This window comes from Vibrio splendidus (assembly GCF_003345295.1).
Lineage (GTDB): Bacteria > Pseudomonadota > Gammaproteobacteria > Enterobacterales > Vibrionaceae > Vibrio > Vibrio splendidus_K.
The window spans coordinates 1,905,036-1,925,238 of record NZ_CP031056.1 but is presented as its reverse complement, the minus strand read 5'-3'; the positions used below and the strand labels follow the sequence as shown (position 1 = coordinate 1,925,238).

Below are 20,203 nucleotides of genomic sequence, written 5' to 3'. Positions count from 1 at the left end.
CGATCCACATGAGCCCTAAGCCGTTTCTGATTGAGCATCGACCGAGGTCGGAGTCGTTTCAGTCACTTCCTGAATCGCCATCAGAATACGCTCTGGCGTTGCAGGTGTGTTCAGCTTAGGAATCGCGCCATCGACAGCGACATAGCTAATGGCATCTTTCAGTGCGCTCCATACCGACATACCCAACATGAAAGGCGGTTCACCCACGGCTTTCGAGTTGAAGACGGTGTCTTCTGGGTTGCTGCGGTTTTCTAAAAGGTGCGTTCTGAAATCAATTGGCATATCGGCAATGGCTGGGATTTTGTAGCTCGCAGGGCCATTGGTCATCAAGCGGCCTTGTTGGTTCCACACCAACTCTTCCGTCGTTAACCAACCGACACCTTGCACAAAGCCACCTTCCACTTGGCCGATATCAATAGCTGGGTTCAGTGAAGCACCTACGTCATGCAAAATATCGACACGCAGAATCTTGTTTTCACCGGTTAGGGTATCGATGATAACCTCTGAACAAGATGCTCCGTATGCGTAGTAGTAGAACGGACGACCGCGTGCTTTCTCGTGATCGTAATAGATCTTCGGAGTGCGGTAGAAACCAGTGCTCGACAGCGAGATTTGGTTAAACCAAGCCAGTTCAACAAACGAGTTGAAGGTCATGATCTCATCGCGAATCTGCACCATACCGTTCTTAAATATCACCTCTTCAGGCCACACTTTGAAGTGCGAAGAAGCGAAGTCAATCAGGCGCTGCTTAATGGTCATTGCGGCGTTTTGCGCGGCCTTACCGTTGAGGTCGGTGCCCGATGAGGCTGCGGTTGGTGATGTGTTCGGAACTTTGTCTGTGTTTGTAGCGGTGATCTGGATACGTTCGACATCGACTTGGAACTCCTGTGCAACGATTTGTGCCACTTTGATGTTCAAGCCTTGCCCCATTTCCGTACCACCGTGATTCAAATGAATACTGCCATCGGTGTAGATATGGATGAGCGCACCTGCTTGGTTCAAGAAAGTCGCAGTAAACGAGATACCGAATTTCACGGGCGTGATAGCAAGGCCTTTCTTCAAGATAGGGCTTTGCTTGTTGAACTCAGCGATGTCTTTACGACGTGCGTGATAGTCACTGCTGCGTTCAAGCTGTTCGGTTATCTCAGGTAAAAAGTTGTCTTCAACGGTTTGGTAGTAATGGGTTGCGTTACGGCCTTCTTCGCCGTAGTAGTTCGCCTTACGTACTTCCAAAGGATCTTTTTTCAGGTAACGCGCAATCTCGTCCATGATGTGTTCGATGGTCATCATGCCTTGCGGGCCACCAAAGCCACGGTAGGCGGTATTCGATGCCGTGTTGGTTTTGCATCGATGGCCCACTACAGTTGCATCTCCTAGATAATAGGCGTTGTCTGAGTGGAACATCGCACGGTCGACAATAGAGCTTGATAAGTCTGGAGAGTAACCACAGTTACCTGCAACGGTAATATCGGCACCTTGAATCACACCATTGTCGTCAAAACCGATTGTGTATTGATTGTAGAACGGGTGACGTTTACCGGTTTGCTGCATGTCTTCACTGCGCAGCAAACGCATTTTGGTTGGTCGACCGGTAAGGTGTGCAATAACCGCAGCCATACATGCTGGAGAAGCCGCTTGAGTCTCTTTACCACCGAAACCACCGCCCATACGACGCATATCAATCACGACTTTGTGCATCGGTACGCCAATCACTTCCGCAACCAGTTTTTGAACTTCGGTCGGATTTTGAGTCGAGGTGTAAACGATCATGCCGCCGTCTTCGGTTGGCATTACGCTACTGATTTGGGTTTCTAGGTAGAAGTGCTCTTGACCGCCGATCTCTAGGTCACCAGAGATCACGTGTTTCGCTTTTGCCAGTGCGGCTTTTGAGTCCCCACGTTGTTGAGTGTGGCTCTCTGTCACGAAGTGTTCTTTCTCTAGTGCTTCTTTTACATCAAGAATCGCTGGTAGTTCTTCGTATTCAATAATGGCTGCATGTGCGGCTTTACGTGCCGTTTCCAAATCGTTGGCAGCCACGGCAATCACAGGTTGGCCGTAGTATTCTACTTTGCCGTCTGCAAGCAGTGGGTCACCCGGTAGGATGGCGCCGATATCTAGCTCACCCGGTACGTCTTTGGCTTGAATGGCAATCGCCACGCCTTCGAATTCGTAACACGGTGATAAATCTATCTTGGTGATGTTGGCGTGTGCTTGCGTGCTCAGGCGTGCGTAAACGTGCAGCTGATTTGGGAACTCTAGGCGGTCATCAATGTATACCGCTTCGCCCGTCACTTGCTTGGCTGCACTGTCGTGTTTTACGCTTTTGCCTACGCCAGTTTTTAGGTCTTGTTTTGCAATGGTAACCATCTCTTCGTGGGTCATCGCATGCTCGTGTGATTTAGACATAAGACGTTACCCTTGTTTCGATTTGGTTGTTTTTGTTCTGTTGTTCAATGAAGTAGCGACGCAACATATTGGCCGCCGACAATGAACGGTATTCTTGGCTTGCACGGAAATCAGAGAGCGGCTCAAAGTCGTTATACAGTTCCTGCATCGCTAACTTAATATTAGCGTCTGTCCACGGTTTGCCTAATAACGTATTTTCACAACGAGTTGCACGCTTAGGCGTTGCTGCCATACCGCCGAAAGCGATACGAGCGTAAGAAACCTTGCCATCTTCAATTTGAATATCAAACGCACCACACACCGCAGAGATGTCGTCGTCTAAACGTTTCGACACTTTGTAAGCTCGGAAGCTGTCGTTGGTTGGCTTAGGAATGATGATCTGTTCAATGAATTCACTCTCTTTTTGCGCCGTCACTTTGTAGCTGATGAAGTAATCTTCAATCGGCATCGTGCGTGACTCGTCGCCGCAACGAAGTTTGATCTTCGCGTTCAGGGCAATCAGCAGAGGAGGGGTGTCTCCGATAGGTGAAGCATTGGCTACATTACCGCCAATGGTACCTTGGTTACGCACTTGCAGCGAAGCAAAGCGGTGCAGTAGCTCACCAAAATCTGGGTAGTGTTTTTTCAGTAGTGCGTAAGAGTCACTGATAGGCAGGTTGGCACCTATGATTAAGTCGGTGTCGGTCTCTTCGCATACCTTCATATCTTCAACAAGGTTTACGCTGATCAGTGTTTCAATCTCACGATGGAATTGTGTCACTTCCAGTGCTAAATCCGTGCCGCCAGCAACCAGCTTAGCGTTCGGGTGCGCTTGAAAAAGCTTGGCCAACTCATCGGTGCTTTTCGGGGAAAAAGCGGTGAGGTGACCAAGGCGTAAGTTGGCCTCGGTGTCTTGAATATCTTCTAGCTTCTTGATGGTGTTGCGTTCAAGTTCTGCAAACTGGTCGATCAAAGGTTGGTCTGTTGAAAGCGACATCGCAGCATCAACAATTGGTCGGTAGCCAGTACAGCGACATAGGTTACCCGCCAGTGATTCCATGACGTCTTCTTTGCTCGCATCGGGTTTGTTCTTGCCTAGCGCAAACATCGACATGATGAAGCCCGGCGTGCAGTAACCACACTGTGAACCGTGAAAATCAACCACCGCTTTCTGTACAGGGTGCAGTGATTTATCTCGGTTTTGTAGATCTTCTACTGTGATTAGCTGTTTTCCGTGCAGCGCTGAAACGAACGTAAGGCAAGAGTTCACCGAGCGGTATTGCAGCTGCCCATCCACCACTTCACCTAAAACGACGGTACATGCGCCACAGTCACCCGACCCACAACCTTCTTTTGTACCCGTTTTATTAACCTTGGTACGAAGGTAGTTGAGCACTGTCATATTTGGCGACAGATTATCTTCACGTCTTATTTCCTGATTGAGCAAAAAAGTAATCAAGAGACCTCCTTGTAAATCGACATATTTCCATGTGTATTCTTTTTGACTTCTAGGTCAATAATTATCCATCCTGACCCTGTGGTCAACTATTTATTTACAAAAATGCAACAAATGGTCTTGTCGGATGATTGTGTACAATTTATTTTTGACTGTAGTTGTCTGTTTTATAAGGGGTTGAATTGAAGGTGAACAGTTTCTGGCGTGAATAAATTGATAGCTATGTATACAAGATAAAGGCGGGGTTTATGGCACTGTTGGAAGTGATTCTATAGAGGCTAAGATCGTTGTTGAGGCTAGAATAGACAGTGTTTTAGATGGATGTGAGCCGATCGTCGTCTTTATTTTTAGGTGAGAGGGCATAAAAAAGAGAAGTAAACGCAGGGGCTTACTTCTCTCCAGTTTTGTTAACAAAAAGCTGTTAACAAAAAGCTGTTAACAAAAAGTTGTTAACAGATGGTTATCAATCGTTTGTTGAATCTTCTATGACTTGCTCTTAAGCAGATCAGAGAAAACGACATGCAGGTCGCTCGATGCGGTGCTGCTGTCTAGGTTGAGCTTCGAACGAATGTGGCTTAGGTGCTCGTGCATCAATTCTACCGCTTGTTGTTCGTTGCCAGACTCAATCGCATCAAGCAATCCCGAATGTTCGTCTAGAGAGCAGTTCGAGTGGTTGCCGGTTTCGTACTGAGCGATCAGCAGTGAGGTTTGCGATACCAAGCTGCGTTGGAAAGCGAGCAGTGGTGCGTTCTCTGCCATTTCAGCCAGTTTGATGTGGAACTCTCCAGACAAACGTAAGCCAGAGCCGTAATCACCTTGGTCGAAAGCACAATTCTCTTTCGCGACCAATTTTCTGCACTCTTCGATTTGAGCTTTAGTTGCGTTTTTAACGGCTAGCTCAGTGATAGCAATTTCCATTACTTCACGTGCTTTAAATATTTGCTTAGCTTCATCAACTGTCGGCGCAGCAATCATTGCACCTCGGTTTGGACGGATCACCACAACTTGTTCTAAAGAGAGACGCAGCAAGGCACGACGGATAATGGTGCGGCTAACACTAAAGATTTCTGCTAAGGCTTCTTCGCTTAATTTGGTGGCTGGTGGCAACCTTTGTTCTAGTATCGCGTCGAAGATATGGCAGTAAACAACATCGTCTTGAGTCTGGCCTGTTACTTTCGTTTTTACACCTTTGGAGACAGAATTTTTGAGAGCTGTCATAGAGATAAGGGCCCTTGTTTAGTCGAGTTGGGTAAGTCGAGAATAATTCATGAGAGTTACTCTATATTGTATACATTTATCTATACAATGCCACCGGATGAAAGTGCGATGCACGCTTATTTGTTAATGACTTATAACATTTAGTTTGCAGTGAACTGTGTGCAATCTAGAGCTTTAAGTCATTCGCCCTAAAACTAGACGCGATTATCACCGCAGCTGTACGCAACGATCTGGCTTATTTCGCTTAAGCTACGACCTGATTGTTGTTGCCATTCGTTGAAGGCTTTACCCGCTGCCAGTTGTGCTCGCTTGGTGTTACGACCACTATCGACCACATCGGTACTGCGCAGATGCGCTTCAACGTCAGAAGATAAGATAAAAGTATCTTTGCCCATTTGGCGCAAGGTGTAAGCGCCAGTATTACCGCCCAATCGTTTACCGTGCTTTTTCAGGTAATCCCAAAGTTCTGTAATGCGTTCTGATGGCCACTCGGCAATCATTTGCGAGAATGAATCCGCCTCACGCTTGGCATTGTTAATCATGGTGGCATTGGCAGGGATGGTCATCACCTTGGTGAGGTGGCGAATAATACGTGGGTCTTGCGCTTTCTGCTCCCACATTTCATTCGGCAGCATCAGCATTTTTTCGATATTGAATTCAAAGAACACTTCTTCAAATTGCGGCCACTTCTTTCTCACCACATTCCACGAAATACCACATTGGAATACCTTTTCAGTAAAGGCTGCCAACCAACGGTCGTCTGTGATTTGTGATAGCTCAGCTTGTGAAAGGGGCGCACGAACAATCTTTTCGAGCTCGGCTGCTCCGCCTTTACGGTGAGCGGCACGTTGATAAATGGTGTCGAATTTTTCTTGGGTCATTGAAGGTTCCAAATTACATCTGTGTAGCCAATGCTTAATGATATGGGGTCAAATCTCGCAATTAAAACAATTCTGTTAACTAAAGTAAGTCTGTTAATTAAAACAATCTTATTAATCAAAACCAGCCTGATAATTAGAACAAACTAGCCGAGCTTTAATTCCATTTGATACAAGGGCCAGGTTTTGCCATTGAATTCTTTCACGCTTGGTTCTTTGTCGACCACCTGAAAGCCCGCTTTGTCGTAGCAGCGCTTTGCGCCGATATTCTGTTGAAAGACCGCTAAGCTGATGGTGGTGACATCAGGAATTTCTTTCGCTGCTTCTAATGCACTTTCTATCATGGATTGCCCAAGCCCTTTACCACGTTGGTTTGGGTGAATCGCAACTCGGCAGAAACGAAGTTCACTGTCTGACATACGTTGAAACTCCATAAAACCGAGCAAGTCATTAGCATTCGAGTTAGTGCTAGATATGGAGAATGTGTAAAGCTCGACATGGGGCTCTTGAGAACGTTCAATGATGGAGGCGGCTTCTAACGGCCAACCAAAGGTTCGTCCGCCCCATAGTACGTAGTCTTCGAGTGATGTAAACCAAGTGACGATCTCTTCAGCGTCGGATGCTTTAAAGCGGTTTATTTCCATATCCTTCTCTCTTCCTTATCGCGTGTCTCTTTTTTTAAGCCGTTAAACTTCGGCGCCCAATTGTTCAAGAAAGCCACGCATGTAGTCGGTGCGCTTGTTCGCTTCTAATTTGGCGGATTCTGTATTCATTGTTTCAGCCAACTTAAATAGCTTCACGTAGAAATGGTCGACGCTGTAATGCTTGTCATCCAAGTCACGATGTTCAGCGAATGGATCTTCGTGGTTATAGAGTTCAGCGTTAAAGCTTTGACCCACGTATAGACAGCGTGCAATGCCAATTGCACCGAGAGAATCGAGGCGATCCGCATCTTGGACTATTTGCGCTTCCAAGGTTTCAGGTGTGATGTTAGCGCTGTAGCTGTGCGTGACAATGGCATGATGGATTTCATCAAGATAGGACGCGGGATACTCGATAGATTTGAGGAAAGAGATAGCCTTGTCGGCCGCCATTTGTGAGCTTTGGGCTCTGTCTGGGTGATTCTTAGGAAAGGTGAAACAATCATGAAGGTAAGCGGCGGGTAAAACGACTTCAAGCTTAGCCTGCTCTTGAGTACACAAAGCCTTGGCGGTTTTGACTACGCGCTTGATGTGGCTGATGTCGTGCGCTGCGTCTTGTGTCATTTCTTGCTGTACAAAATCAAGTAGTTGGCTTTCAAATTTTTCTATCACGCGTCCCTTTCTCCATATGTAGACGTTATCAATGTTGTTTATCGATCAGTGTCGTTTCATATCGACTGTAACAGTTTCAAGCGCGAGTTTTTATCTTTTATAAAAGGAATATCAACAAAAAAACCGACTCTGTGAGTCGGCTTAATAGAGAGGCTTGTCTACGTATTTTAGGACGAAACAGATAAAAGCCTTATCAACGGTAATCAGAGCTTAAGCAGCGGCTTGTTGGAGCTGTGCTAACACATGGTGCAGGGAAGGGCTGATGGTGTGACCAAGCGCTTTTACTTCGTCACATGGCTCTACTAAATCAGGGATCTGGAAGCTGATCATGTTGGCTGCCATAGAAGCGCGAATGCCGTTGTTTGAATCTTCAAACGCTAGGCAAGTTTCAGGCGCAACACCTAGGCGTTCTGCCGCCAATAAATAGATCTCTGGGTGAGGCTTGCCGTGAGTCACTTCGCAGCCTGTGCTTAGTGAGGTGAAGTAAGAATCTAGGCCAGCCAGCTCAAGCTTCTTCTTCGCGATATCAAGTTGAGTTGAGGTTGCCACTGCGATTGGAATGTCATTCGACTTTAGCCACTCTAGCAACTCAATCACACCATCTTTTACTGGGATAGCTTGGTGCTTAACAATCGCACTGTAGCGGGTGCGCCATTCGTTGTTCAATGCTGGGTAATCTAACCCTTCGCCGTAGCCATTTCTAAAGATCTGTTCGATGGTTTTTGCGTTACAACCAATGATGCCTAGGTAAACATCCTGCAAAAACGGAACACCTTGCGCGTGACATGCTTCTTCAAAAACCTGCATACAAAGTCGCTCGGTGTCGAGCAGCAGTCCATCCATATCAAAAATAGCAGCTTGAAAATTCATATCCGTGGTTCTTTATGTGTTGTCATCATGAGGGCGAGTATTTTGACATAGTGTCTAAGGATAGGCGAGTCAGCGTTGAGTGATAATCAGCGGTGTTGGCTGTGTAACATGCTCCGGATTGACTTAAGGTGCGATTGTTTTGGGTTGGAATAATATCGTTCAGTTATGAGTCTGATGTTTGATAGGCCATGCGGTTCTAACAGACACAATAATGGCTATCATACATAACAAATCTAGGTTGAGTGCCTAGCTTCCTATTACAATTCATAAACTTACAGGCTTGGGAGCGTGACCATAATCTTATAAAAAACAATTTGCGTGAGCCTGCAATGATAGTGTGACCAAGCAATAAGTAAATGGCTGAGCTTAGGGACAAAATATAATTAGTCCATATTTTTAGCAAGGTTGCTTATGTTGTATTTTGAGTTTCTATTTTTATTAGTCGTACTTTATATCGGGTCTCGGTATGGCGGTATCGGCTTAGGTGTTGTTTCTGGGATTGGCTTGGTTATCGAGGTGTTTGTCTTCAAGATGCCACCAACGTCTCCACCTGTCACCGTCATGTTGATCATTCTCGCCGTTGTGACTTGTGCTTCGATTTTAGAAGCGGCGGGTGGTTTGAAATACATGTTGCAAGTAGCGGAAAGGGTGCTGAGAAAGAACCCGAAACGCGTCACCCTGATAGCACCGTTCGTGACTTACTCGATGACATTCCTATTGGGTACTGGCCACGCGGTTTACTCAATTATGCCAATCATCGGCGATGTTGCGTTGAAGAATGGTATTCGTCCTGAACGCCCAATGGCGGCAGCATCGGTGGCGTCTCAATTGGCGATTACGGCGTCTCCAATCTCGGCAGCAGTGGTTTATTACCTCGCACAACTTTCTGATATCCAACACTCTATTACTCTGCTTTCTATTTTGATGGTGACGGTTCCTGCAACGCTGTTCGGCACACTTTTGCTTTCTCTGTATAGCTTGAAACGTGGTAAAGAACTGAACGACGATCCTGAATACCAAGCGCGTCTAAAAGATCCTGAGTGGAAAAAACGCATCGAGAACACGACGGCGACCTCTTTGGATGAAGTGCTTCCAACTTCGGCTCGTAATGCAGTGTTGATTTTCCTACTTTCAATTGTGGTGATTGTTATCGTGGCGATGGTGCCTGAGATCAGAACTATCGTAGACGGCGACAAGCCAATCAAGATGTCGGTGATCATCCAAATGATGATGCTCTGTTTCGGCGGTATCATCTTGCTGGCAACCAAAACTGACCCACGTGATGTACCAAATGGTGTGGTATTCAAATCGGGTATGGTGGCAGCAATTGCTATCTTCGGTATCGCTTGGATGTCGGATACTTACTTCCAATATGCAATGCCTCAGTTCAAGTCTGGCATCGTGGAAATGGTAACGAATTACCCATGGACGTTTGCACTAGCGCTATTCATTGTATCGGTTGTGGTGAACTCGCAAGCCGCTACTGCACGTATGATGCTACCTGTTGGCCTTGGCTTAGGATTAGATCCAGCACTGCTTATCGGTTTGATGCCAGCAGTTTACGGCTACTTCTTCATACCGAACTATCCATCAGACATCGCAACGGTTAACTTCGATGTCTCTGGCACCACCAAGATTGGTAAGTGGTATTTCAACCACTCATTCATGTCGGTGGGTTTAATCGGTGTAGTAGGTGCATGTTGTTTAGGCTACGCACTGGCTCAGATTTTTATCGCTTAATTAAACTTGCAATAACGAGATAAGAAACGAAAAACAGCGCCTAAATTGGCGCTGTTTTTGTTTGTACTGTATTAATTCACTACTGTGCTTCGAAGTCAGGTTTCGAATCTAAAGCAATATTAACGTGGCTCAAAAGCCAAAGACTGAATCGCTTCTTCGATCGTTAGGAAGTGGATCTTCATCAGGCATACTTCTGCTTTCTGGAACTCGTGATTTCGAATCAGTTTGGTCACGTTTTCAACTGAATACTGCTCAGCTCGTTTCGCTAGAGACAGTTGATTTGATCTTGATTCAAGTGAGTAGCTGTCGCCCTCTGAATCAATCAGATAATCATCTTCGCCCAAGATCATGTCTGAGCATTCTGCTTGAAAATCGTGTTCGGATGCGACGTAAATAAGCTCATCGTCACCGTCGAGTTTTACCAAAGATGGCCAACTGATCATTACTGCCTCTAAATCATGGATGTTGAAGTTTGATTTTCGACTATAAACACTTTTCGTTGATGGATCATCTCTAACCTCTAATGACTCGAACGTTACTTACTTAGAGATCGACCCAACGGCGCGAAATAACCTTGAAGCGCTTCATAAATCTCTTTGCGATGCTTGAGGTCTGGATAGAGAGGGAACATATCCGGCTTGGTCGTGCCATCGACTAAGTAAGAGTTCTCGATATCTGAACAGGATTCAATCGTAGCTTCAAAGGCTCGCGCCATCATTTCTGTTGGTAGTGAGAAGTAACGAGCCGAAGTTGCCTTGTCTGCAATGACACTGCGTGCAACGTAGTCGTGTTTATCTAGGTTGTTGTCACTGAGTAGTGTGGCATCGAATACTGACATCAAACTTTCGTTTAATGGATGAGGTCGCACCTTTCTGTCGTGTAACCAACAGTCACTGGCAAACAAGATGTGTTTTCTTGGGCCTGAGGTGTCACCAATCTCAAAGGCCTTTTCGGCAATGTAGTGGTCAAATGCATGCCAGAACTCATGCGCTAACGCGCCAGCACCTGCGTTTTTAGCGAGGGCTAACTCTCTTTGGTTTGGCGCGTAGTGTGCTTGTACACCCTTTCTGCCACCACTGCCGAACGCTAAGCCTAGTGTACCGCGGAGGCCAATTGCTTCTGGCGGCAGAGCCAAGATGTAAGCTAAGTCTGCCAGCGAGTCGAATATCAGATTCGCGGCTAGCTCCTTCTCTTCTTTAGAAACCCAAGCTCCCACGCGAATGCTGCCCATACCGAAGGTCTGTTTGATGTCCATGAAAGACACCTGATCGCCATGTCGGTAGTCTGGGCCTTTGCGTGTTTTGTATTTAAAGTGAGTTAACTTCAAAAGAGTCCTTGGAAATGGCGGTAGATGTAGCTCAGATCGTTGTGCGCGCACTGAGTTAAGCTGAGAAAGTTAACACCTTTGTGACTAAATTACCGAACAAAATCAGCTTAAATTGAGCTCACGAGCTTCCCATGATGTTGGGTTTCCTTCACGAGTCAGCGGAAACAGAGACTTGTCTGGTTTGGCATAACTTAAGCGGTGAAGCCTTTGAGTGACATGGTAGCTGTCTAGCCCTGAAATCGTGACTAAATCTAGCGCTTCTAAATCAAGGTAGCCATCCGGCATCACGGCACGTTTGGGTGCTTGAATCGTAATGACCTCTCCAATTAGCATTTGCGTTTGATTACTCTCAATCGATATCTGTTCTTTCAAAACTAACCCTATTTTGAGACTGCTTTCCAAAACAAACGGCGCGGGAAACATGTCGTCATAATAAGGGGTGAGCCCGACGGCTTTGAATTCGGATGCCGACTTTGGATAACGAGCCGAGGTTTGATGCGCTTTTTGAACAAAGTCAGCGCCGATGCTGTTGATGGTGAAGTGCTGAGTTTCTTGGATATTCTCTAATGTGTGGCGACGACTCTCTGCTGGCCGAACTATGAAGCCAAACAAAGGTGGGTTTGACCCTAGATGAACCACAGAGCTCACCACAGCAAGATTTTCTAACCCTTGTTTGTCACAGGTACCAATCAGGTTTGCGCTCTTGAACCCCGATAAGGAGTTAATTAAGCGAGCGCGCTCTCGCTGATCCATCGCTTGTATATCTTTTCTTGAAAGGGTCATGTCCTTCATATCTTCTCTTCTTCTCATTTTTGTTTTCGACGACTTGTTCACTAACCAAATCATATTTACGCGGAAGCCCCCTCTAACGATCAGCTGAGCGTGTGCCTTTGCATAGATTTACGTATGTTGACGTCGCTTTACATCACGCAAGCTAAAGTAATGATGTCGTCTTTATGAGTGTTAAAAAATGAAAACAGTCCGCAATATCATCTGGGCAATGATTGCCACAATGTCAGCCTTTTGGTTTGCGATGGAACCGCAACTCTTCGCTTCAAGCAACTTATTTGAATGGCGCTCGGCCATGATTCAGTACTCGGGTATTTTGTCTCTGATGTTAATGTCCATCACCATGATCTTGGCGATGCGTTTGCCTATGGTTGAGAATTGGCTCAACGGTATGGATAAAGTGTATCGAGTCCACAAATGGGTGGGTATAGGTGGCGTTGCATTGGGTGTGACGCACTGGTTGTGGTACCAGATCCCTAAGTGGCTAGTGATGTCAGGTGTGTTGGCGAAACCTGTTCGCCATGATGGTTCCGGCCCTGCAAGAGCTTTGTCTGGTTGGGAAGCGTGGGTCAATGGGCTACACGGTTTCGCTGAAAATATTGGCGAGTGGGGTTTCTACCTATTGCTTGTTTTACTGGTGGCGTCGTTGTGGGCAGCAGTAAAATACAAACCGTTTAAATCGTCACATCGCTTGATGTCTGTCGCGTATCTTTTGATCGCGTTTCACTCGGTATTACTGCTCAAACATGCCTATTGGGGTCAGCCTATTTATTACCTAACGGTGGCGTTTGCTTTGGTTGGGTCTATCGCGGCGATTTACAGTTTGTTGGGTTTTGTAGGGCGTCGTAATCGTCACTCTGCTGCTGTTTCTTCCACTCGTTATTTTCCACAAGCTGAAGTGATGGAGTTGGTGCTAAAGCCCGATACATCTTGGCGAGGACACAAAGCAGGGCAGTTTGCGTACTTGCGCTTCGGCAATGAAGACCCGCACCCGTTTACCATTGTTTCGGGCAGCGAAGATTCAGAACTGCGCTTCTTGATTAAAGAATTGGGTGACTTTACTAATGGTCTTTATGATCGAGTAAATATGGGCGATGCTGTTACGGTGGAAGGGCCTTATGGTCGACTTGAGTTTGACTTAAGTAAGCCACAAATTTGGATTGCTGGAGGTGTCGGAATAGCGTCGTTTTTTGCAACGCTTGAAGCGCTCAAAACAGAGAAGACTCACTCTCACATCGAGCTATTCTATTGTACTCGTGGTGTCGATGAGCATTTAGTGGATGAGTTATGGCACCTTGCACATCAAGTTGGAGTGAATTTGAACGTGATAGACACCTTGCATTCACCTCGATTAAACGCTGAACGCATTGCTCACCAGTGTGGTGATTTAAACGAATATGAACTGTATTTCTGCGGGCCAGAGCGGTTCTCAACATCGCTTAAAAAAGAACTCGATGCGTGCAAGTTCAACGTTGATCAGAACTATCACGAAGAGTTGTTTGTGATGCGTTAAAAAGGCCGAAAGAGCTATTAATAGCGTCAAGTTTGGCTCTTTGCTGCGGGGCTGGAGCCGCTGTCCGATTTGTCGTTATTGATACCTGACTACAAGTACTCGTTAAAAAGGCAAAACTTGGTCAACTTTTTATTGCAGCGGTTTGCTATTGAGCGATACCATGTACGGCTGTTTTATTGGTAAAGATTGTAAAATGTCAGATGAAAAGCTCGCGTTAGAGTGGATGCGCCAACAAGCGCATAAAATTGATCCGTATGTTATAAATCCATCATTTGATGAGTGTGTCGAACTGCTTGAGCCTGCTTTCAAAAAAGGGAAAAGTGTCGCGCAGCTAAAATATCTATTATCAGAAGCGGATCGCCGAGCGGGAGCTGCAGAGCGTAAACATGCCGCCTTAAAGTTCGCCAAAGAAAAAAGCCCAAAGGCAGGCCAAAACCTTCGCCTTCAAAGCAAGCTTCAACAAGTTCAGTTGGCATTAAAGTTAGCGACGGGCGATAACAACATGACCATATCGCAGTTCTGTTCTGAGTATGATGTCAGTAAGCGAGACGGCAACGAAGCGTGGAATGAAAAGCTGGTTGAGCAGAATAATAAGAAGTGATTTTTTCGATGTCTTATTCTGCCTCGCTTGAGGCCCAATAGGATTTACTTACTCGTGAAAGTTTGCTCATAAAGTCATTTGAAATCCTACCAATAAATGTTGCTCAACTGTATTTCAAAAGCCTGAAAAGCATCTTTTCTTCTCAGGCTTTGCGAACAGCTAGTCACTCATCTTTTTCGTCTTAACCGTAAACCACAGCTAAAAGTATCGATGAGCGAATATCAGATATTAAGGTCGAATGTTATTGAAGCTGACTTTCTGCGTTCCATCTCCAAGTTTCTCCAACTTAACCACATCCCCTTGATAGTAATACGGTTCCATTGGCATATTGGTGTTGGTCGGTCTTGCGTAGTGCAATACAGCCAGTTTAGCGTCAACTTGCTGAGCATATAAATAGCCAATCAGCGCATGTTCAAATTGGTGATAGCCATTACCCCAATGGAAAGCTTTAGTACGCTTAGGATCAAGCCCAACGCCACCGTATTTGTGGTCGACCCATACATCATGAAAGGTCGGTAAGGTGTATTGCAGGACGTCTTTCATTGAACCATCGACCAGCGAAACCGTCATAGCCGCTTGATCAAGCTCAGCCCACTCCCATGATGACGCCCACTGGCTGTGCGGTCTGCTCTGCCAGCCCGTGATATCTTGCCCTTGCCACATCTTCTGAAGTCGCTCACCAAAGTAGTTAGATACATTGGCAAAGTCTTTCTGATATTGCGCCTGATCCAGAGTGTGTTTCATGCCGTCTAAACCAAACTCCGACCAATCGGAATTATTTAATGCATGACCGGTTAGATATGTCATCCAATACGCTTTGATGGTGTGTCCAAAATCGTTGTGATTGGCATTCGGCATCATCGCTGCTTTATCGTGAATAGCCCCGTAGAAGCGTTGTTCGCCTTCGGAGTGGTAGTTATTAATCATGGCTTGCGTGAGCCAGTTTAAGTCATCAAGCCATTTTGATTTGATGGGCTCTTTTAACAGAGGAGCGATTAACAGCATGTAACCGTTAATCTGATCAAGTTGCGCGACCAATTCACGTCGTGTGGCTTTGCCATCTTCACCGTCAGCAAGTATCCAAGCAAGGCCACTACCATCTTTAAGTCGATACTTTTCAAAGATAAATGCTTGTTGGGTGATGAGTGCTTCTTCTACCTTTTTGTCTTGCGTCAGGTAGTAGTACATGGCGAGGCCGACCAGCGCATACGCTTGATCTTGAGAAGTACGTTGCTGCCAATCCTGGCCCACTTTCCCCTCTTTGGTGTAGCCAATGAAGCCGCCATTTTGCTCATCTTCTAAGTGTTCAATAAGGTAGTAAGCCCCTTGCTTGGCTAGCTCTAATGCTTGTTTGTCTCCGGTAAGATGATAAAGCACGCCATAGGCATAGGTTTGACGCGATTTCATGCGCGTAAACTCTTTGCCAAAGTGTGGCGTGATCCATCCTTTGTCTAATTCAGGACAAACGTTAGACACATCGAGGAGTGTTCCATCATCACAGCGGAAAGTTGGGAAGTTGCCTATCGGTTCTCCCTGTGCGCTCGGCATTAACCAATAAGGTGCCAGCCCTTCAGAAGCATGATTGATCCAGTCTTCTCCAGAGGGAAGGGTGACATTGGCAGATACAGCGAAACTGGTCACGCTGAGTAATGCGATGGTTGCTCGTAACATGATGTTTATCTTAATGATTTGAATTTAGTTGAATATAAACAATCAGGTCTGCACATTGTGATTCGGCGATCACAATCGATCAAATTAAAGCACTTTAGAGGGAATGGTTCGCAAGCCATTGAGTTAATCGAATCTCATCTAGCATTATCCAAAATTAGAATAATTATTAATGACTATAAGTCATTGGATGAATTTTTGTCGTGTTCGTATACTCGGTTCAAACAAAGGATGTTTTTTGAACAATTGAATGTTTCACCTTTACGAAGAGATATGCTCAACATGAAAAAACTTCTATTAGCTTCGCTACTCACTATCAGCACAATGCCTGTTTATTCTCAATCGTTTGATGATACCGACGACATCCTTAATCGCGCATCGCAGATTGAAAACCTTGAATACAAAATGATGGTGCAGCGTGCCACTCAAACGGCGATTCATTATATGCCTGCCGTTACTCAGATTGATTTTTTGAAAGCAACCCGTCGTGATTTGAATGGCGACTACAATGACGTGGTTTACGTGAACGAACCTTTCGGCTCAGAAAAGGGGTTCCTCACTGCCAATGACACCACAGCTTATGCGTGGGCAACCACAACCTCTAAAAATGGCCCAGTCGTTATTGAAGTGCCTGCCGCGACTGACAAAGTAAATTACTTTGGCTCGGTCGTGAACCAATGGGAAGTACCGATCACGGATGTTGGCTACAAAGGTGCTGATGAAGGTGAAGGAGGCAAATATCTCTTCTTACCGCCAGGTTACAACAACGAGTTTGGTTCGAAGCTAGCGCTAGAAAGGCAAGGTTATCTGGTATTTGAAACCGACACTTATCTGTATGGTTTTTCATTCAGACCATCGTTAACGAATGGTGCGACAGATTTAGATGCGGGTAATTATGCGAAGAAAATCAAAATCTACAATCTTGTTGATGCTGAAAACCCACCCAAAACAGACTACTTAGATGCAACGGAAGTCGCGTATGACAGCCTCCCGTATTACAACGAGACGTTCTTTCAAGACATCAATGACGTTATCCAAGAGAACCCGGTCAGAGCTCAAGACAAGGCGATGGCGTCATTACTAAAAGATCTCGGTATCGAAAAAGGTAAAAAATTCGACCCAACAGATGAGCAGAAAAAAGCGATACGTGAAGGTGTATTGATGGCTTATGCGCACATGCAATCGAAATTCGTAGAGCCTGATCAGACGGTGAGTGCATTATGGAAAGATGAAAATGGCAAGCCTCTATCGCAATGGTCCTTCTGGAATTTTGGCCCTCAAGCTCAGCTTGGTTTCCCATTTGTGGATGAAAATGAGGTGTTAGTCGATAAGCGTGCAGCATCGTACTTCTACGTGACTTACTTGCCGAAGCAATTGGGCGGTTCAACCTTTTATTTAACGGGCTTACGTGATTCAAAAGGTGAGATGCTCGATGGCAAAGCGACATACAAGCTCAATGTGCCAGCCGACACGCCTGTTGAGGATTTTTGGTCAGCCATTGTTTACAACATGGAAACCAAAAACTTTGTTAAAGGAGTCGACCGAGTAGGACTATCGTCTAGAAATGCAGACACGATGAAAAAGAATCCAGATGGTTCTTACGATTTGTACTTCGGCCCAGAAGCACCAAAAGGACAAGAGGAAAACTGGGTTCCTACCGGTGGTGAAGATTACTTCTTACTGTTCCGACTTTACCGTCCAACATCGAAGACGTTCTTCAAAAACTGGATGCTTGAAGACATGGAAAAAATCAGTGGCTAACCAGCAATAAACGCTAACCCGTTTCTGGAAATAAATAGCCTAGAGCGTGACACCTAAGCGAAGAATATCAATTGGTGCGGCCTAGGCTATCTGAATCACTTTAGACAAGAGAAACTATTATGAAAAAATCGATTATTGCTACGTTGCTGATTACTTTAGGTTGTTCGTCTTTCGCATTTGCTGAACCTAAATTTAGTGCACAAGTACCAGAGAGCATCATCACGCCAAATAAGGTTGAGTCTACCTATCTAGGTGAACTGAATTATACCGATGGCGCACCGACAGCCGAAACACACACCAAGGTTCAAGATTTCGTTCAGGTATCCAATGCCGTTCGCGTTTTTCTATCTGGTATCCCAGTTGCTTCAATACAAGGATTATTGTTGGGGCACGAAAGCATCGGCATGAAGCCGAATCAAACCATCGCGATTTCTGAAGATAATCTAGACGCGAATAGCCTTTGGTTAACAGCGAATACGACCACACCGTATATCACATCAGAAATTGATGTAAGGAATGGCCCAGTTATTCTGGATATTCCTACTCCTGTGCTTGGTTTGCTCGACAATGCTGCGTTCAAATATGTAGACAGAATTGGCGTGACTCACCCAGACAACGTCGCTAAATCAGGTAAGTACTTCGTTCGCCATTCTTCGTGGAAAGGAGAAGTGCCAGAGGGATACATTGAGATTGTTAGTGAAGGTTATCAACATTGGTTGTTACTGCGCCTTGTGAGCTCTCCAGAAGAGATGAAAGAAAGCATTGAAGCATTAAAAGCGACCACAAAGCTTTACCCGTATGGAGAAGAGGATAATACAGAGTTTATGAACATTTCGGGTGTTGACTACAACACCATTCACGCTATGGACGCGATGTTTTACGATGAGGTAAATGCGCTAATTCAGTACGAACCTACTGCTATTTTTGATGCAGAATGGTTGTCGCTAGCCAAAGATATTGGGATAGAAAAAGGCCAGGAGTTTGCGCCTAATAAACGCATGCAGAAAATACTGTCGGAAGCGGCAAAAATAGCAACGGCTGAAGCACGTTCAACCTATTTCCATCCTAAAGAAGAAATGTTCCGCTACGATGATAGACAATGGTTTACTCCGCTAGTCTCAGGCCATGAATTTAAAGATGCGAATGGCGTGATTGACTCGGATATGCGAGCAACTTTCCACTTCATGGCGACGGGGATTACCCCTGATATGGTGACAAAAACTGTAGGCAAAGGGTCGGATTACTTATTGGCGACACGTGATGCAAACAAGGAAGTACTGGATGGTAGTCAACATTACACGGTGACACTGCCGCCAAATGCACCTGTAGAGAAGTTTTGGTCATTTATGATTTACGATAACCAGACGCGTTCTATGTTAGAAACGGATCAAAAGTCTGCGGGTATTGATGGTTTGAGTGACAGTATTCAGAAAAATGTCGATGGTTCTATAACCATACACTTTGCTCCCAATGCACCCAAAGGAATGGAAAATAACTGGGTTCAAACGACGGAAGGTAAGGGTTTTAATATTATTTTCCGCATGTATTCACCAACAGAAAAGTGGTTTGATAATTCATGGAAGCCAAGTGACTTTATTAAAGTAAACAAGTGATTCTATCAAAGTAGAATAGAAAGCTAATCTAGATTGGGTACCCCTGTAACTGGGGGTATCTTTTCATGTTATGGTAATTTCATTCTAAACAATGTCATTGTTCAATCTAGCTAGAGGGCTTATGCAAAAAGATATTTCATATCAGTTGAATCGAGTCGACTTAAATCTACTGGTGGCTTTTGATACGTTGCTTAAAGAACGTAATGTCACCAATGCTGCTAAGGCGTTGTTTGTTTCGCAGTCAGCCATGAGTCGGAGCTTAAAACGTTTGAGAGAAACGTTCGATGATCCTCTCTTCATTCGAACATCGACAGGGCTGACACCGACAGCTAAATCATTAGAGTTAGGCAAAGAACTGCAACACATTCTTCCGCAGTTGAGTGCGTTATTTCAGCGTAATCAATTTGATCCCCGAGAATGCAATGATACGTTTTCGATCTCCCTGCCTACTTTTCTGGGCAGTACCATTCTTCCTAATTTGGCTTTAGAGCTATTTGATGAAGCTCCGGATGTGAACTTGATAGAAATGGCAGCGAAAAGTAATCCTTATGATTTACTCGATAAAGGGAAGTTAGATTTTGCGATTCATTATTCGAGTTCGCTAGATCAAAAATACCAAGCGACAAAGTTAGGAACCATTTACCCCAAACTGTTTGTTCGGAGAGACCATCCTCTAGTAGGAATAAACGCTACGTTAGATGAAATCATGTGTTACCCGGTGCTCGCGATGAATGTAGAAGAAGACCACAAACAAGCATTTAACACCCCTCTTCAGCAAATATTGTTAGAGCTTGAAAGCAATAAACGACCAAAACTTAGAAGTACTCAAACTCATGTGTTAATGGAGATTGCATCTCGCTCAGATGCGGTGATTTTTGGTATGAACGCGTTGAGTTCACTACCTGATTTCGATAGTCGGTTTGTGGACATTTACGATTTCGTAGACAGTAAACAATATCACGTAGATCTCTATTTATTGCAGCATCAACGTACATTTACATCCGCTTCGCATCAGTGGATAGCGTCACGATTTAGTGGGTTGTTGGAAAATATACTCTGAAAATAAAATAG

At 45.1% G+C, this 20,203-nt stretch carries 17 protein-coding genes; 6 read left to right on the top strand and 11 right to left on the bottom strand.

What is annotated here, in order from left to right:
- Positions 1-15 precede the first annotated feature (15 nt).
- The 7 genes from xdhB to DUN60_RS24080 all read right to left on the bottom strand — a co-directional run bounded on the left by xdhB (position 16) and on the right by DUN60_RS24080 (position 8,120).
- Entirely contained in the window at positions 16-2,406 is a 2,391-nt protein-coding gene (gene xdhB, locus DUN60_RS24110; protein ID WP_114635705.1) for a xanthine dehydrogenase molybdopterin binding subunit, read from the bottom strand.
- Positions 2,399-3,787, bottom strand: coding sequence for a xanthine dehydrogenase small subunit (gene xdhA, locus DUN60_RS24105; protein ID WP_235588163.1), 1,389 nt, complete (start codon positions 3,785-3,787; stop codon positions 2,399-2,401). The genes xdhB and xdhA overlap by 8 nt, the downstream gene beginning before the upstream one ends.
- Positions 3,788-4,324: 537 nt before the next feature.
- A complete protein-coding gene (locus DUN60_RS24100; RefSeq protein WP_102436766.1) occupies positions 4,325-5,059 on the bottom strand; it encodes a GntR family transcriptional regulator in 735 nt (244 codons plus the stop codon).
- Positions 5,060-5,253: 194 nt separating this feature from the next.
- Positions 5,254-5,940 carry a DNA-3-methyladenine glycosylase I gene (locus tag DUN60_RS24095; RefSeq protein ID WP_114635704.1) on the bottom strand — a complete coding sequence of 229 codons (687 nt, stop codon included), beginning with the start codon at positions 5,938-5,940 and terminating at the stop codon, positions 5,254-5,256.
- A gap of 143 nt (positions 5,941-6,083) precedes the next feature.
- The gene (locus DUN60_RS24090) at positions 6,084-6,581 is read right to left on the bottom strand and encodes a GNAT family N-acetyltransferase (protein WP_114635703.1); all 498 of its coding nucleotides are present in this window, start codon (positions 6,579-6,581) and stop codon (positions 6,084-6,086) included.
- Positions 6,582-6,623: 42 nt separating this feature from the next.
- The gene (locus DUN60_RS24085; RefSeq protein WP_114635702.1) at positions 6,624-7,250 is read right to left on the bottom strand and encodes an HD domain-containing protein; all 627 of its coding nucleotides are present in this window, start codon (positions 7,248-7,250) and stop codon (positions 6,624-6,626) included.
- 210 nt (positions 7,251-7,460) lie between these two features.
- Positions 7,461-8,120: an HAD family hydrolase gene (locus DUN60_RS24080; RefSeq protein WP_017075212.1), complete on the bottom strand. Its 660-nt coding sequence runs from the start codon at positions 8,118-8,120 to the stop codon at positions 7,461-7,463.
- 411 nt (positions 8,121-8,531) lie between these two features.
- Here DUN60_RS24080 and DUN60_RS24075 point away from each other — a divergent pair, with 411 nt between their 5' ends.
- Complete coding sequence (locus tag DUN60_RS24075; protein ID WP_114635701.1) at positions 8,532-9,860, top strand: anaerobic C4-dicarboxylate transporter; 1,329 nt, start codon at positions 8,532-8,534, stop codon at positions 9,858-9,860.
- A gap of 119 nt (positions 9,861-9,979) precedes the next feature.
- Here DUN60_RS24075 and DUN60_RS24070 read toward each other — a convergent pair whose 3' ends face one another.
- The 3 genes from DUN60_RS24070 to DUN60_RS24060 form a co-directional block, all read right to left on the bottom strand.
- Entirely contained in the window at positions 9,980-10,303 is a 324-nt protein-coding gene (locus DUN60_RS24070; protein ID WP_114635700.1) for a DUF4144 domain-containing protein, read from the bottom strand.
- A 92-nt stretch (positions 10,304-10,395) separates the two neighbouring features.
- Positions 10,396-11,187 (bottom strand): CLCA_X family protein, encoded by a 792-nt coding sequence (locus DUN60_RS24065; protein WP_114635699.1) that lies wholly within the window; start codon positions 11,185-11,187, stop codon positions 10,396-10,398.
- Between the two features lie 102 nt (positions 11,188-11,289).
- A complete protein-coding gene (locus tag DUN60_RS24060) occupies positions 11,290-11,979 on the bottom strand; it encodes a flavin reductase family protein (RefSeq protein WP_114635698.1) in 690 nt (229 codons plus the stop codon).
- Positions 11,980-12,157: 178 nt separating this feature from the next.
- Here DUN60_RS24060 and DUN60_RS24055 point away from each other — a divergent pair, with 178 nt between their 5' ends.
- Both DUN60_RS24055 and DUN60_RS24050 read left to right on the top strand, forming a co-directional pair.
- The gene (locus DUN60_RS24055) at positions 12,158-13,489 is read left to right on the top strand and encodes a ferredoxin reductase family protein (RefSeq protein ID WP_114635697.1); all 1,332 of its coding nucleotides are present in this window, start codon (positions 12,158-12,160) and stop codon (positions 13,487-13,489) included.
- 193 nt (positions 13,490-13,682) lie between these two features.
- Complete coding sequence (locus tag DUN60_RS24050) at positions 13,683-14,090, top strand: hypothetical protein (protein ID WP_102456263.1); 408 nt, start codon at positions 13,683-13,685, stop codon at positions 14,088-14,090.
- 228 nt (positions 14,091-14,318) lie between these two features.
- Here DUN60_RS24050 and DUN60_RS24045 read toward each other — a convergent pair whose 3' ends face one another.
- On the bottom strand, positions 14,319-15,761 hold the full coding sequence (locus tag DUN60_RS24045; protein ID WP_114635696.1) for an AGE family epimerase/isomerase: 1,443 nt from the start codon (positions 15,759-15,761) through the stop codon (positions 14,319-14,321).
- Between the two features lie 279 nt (positions 15,762-16,040).
- Between DUN60_RS24045 and DUN60_RS24040 the strand changes: the two genes are divergently transcribed.
- The 3 genes from DUN60_RS24040 to DUN60_RS24030 all read left to right on the top strand — a co-directional run bounded on the left by DUN60_RS24040 (position 16,041) and on the right by DUN60_RS24030 (position 20,192).
- Positions 16,041-17,519, top strand: a complete 1,479-nt coding sequence (locus DUN60_RS24040) for a DUF1214 domain-containing protein (RefSeq protein WP_114635785.1) — start codon at positions 16,041-16,043, stop codon at positions 17,517-17,519.
- A gap of 119 nt (positions 17,520-17,638) precedes the next feature.
- Complete coding sequence (locus tag DUN60_RS24035) at positions 17,639-19,132, top strand: DUF1254 domain-containing protein (protein WP_114635695.1); 1,494 nt, start codon at positions 17,639-17,641, stop codon at positions 19,130-19,132.
- Positions 19,133-19,253: 121 nt separating this feature from the next.
- Positions 19,254-20,192 carry a LysR family transcriptional regulator gene (locus DUN60_RS24030; RefSeq protein ID WP_114635784.1) on the top strand — a complete coding sequence of 313 codons (939 nt, stop codon included), beginning with the start codon at positions 19,254-19,256 and terminating at the stop codon, positions 20,190-20,192.
- Positions 20,193-20,203: the final 11 nt, after the last annotated feature.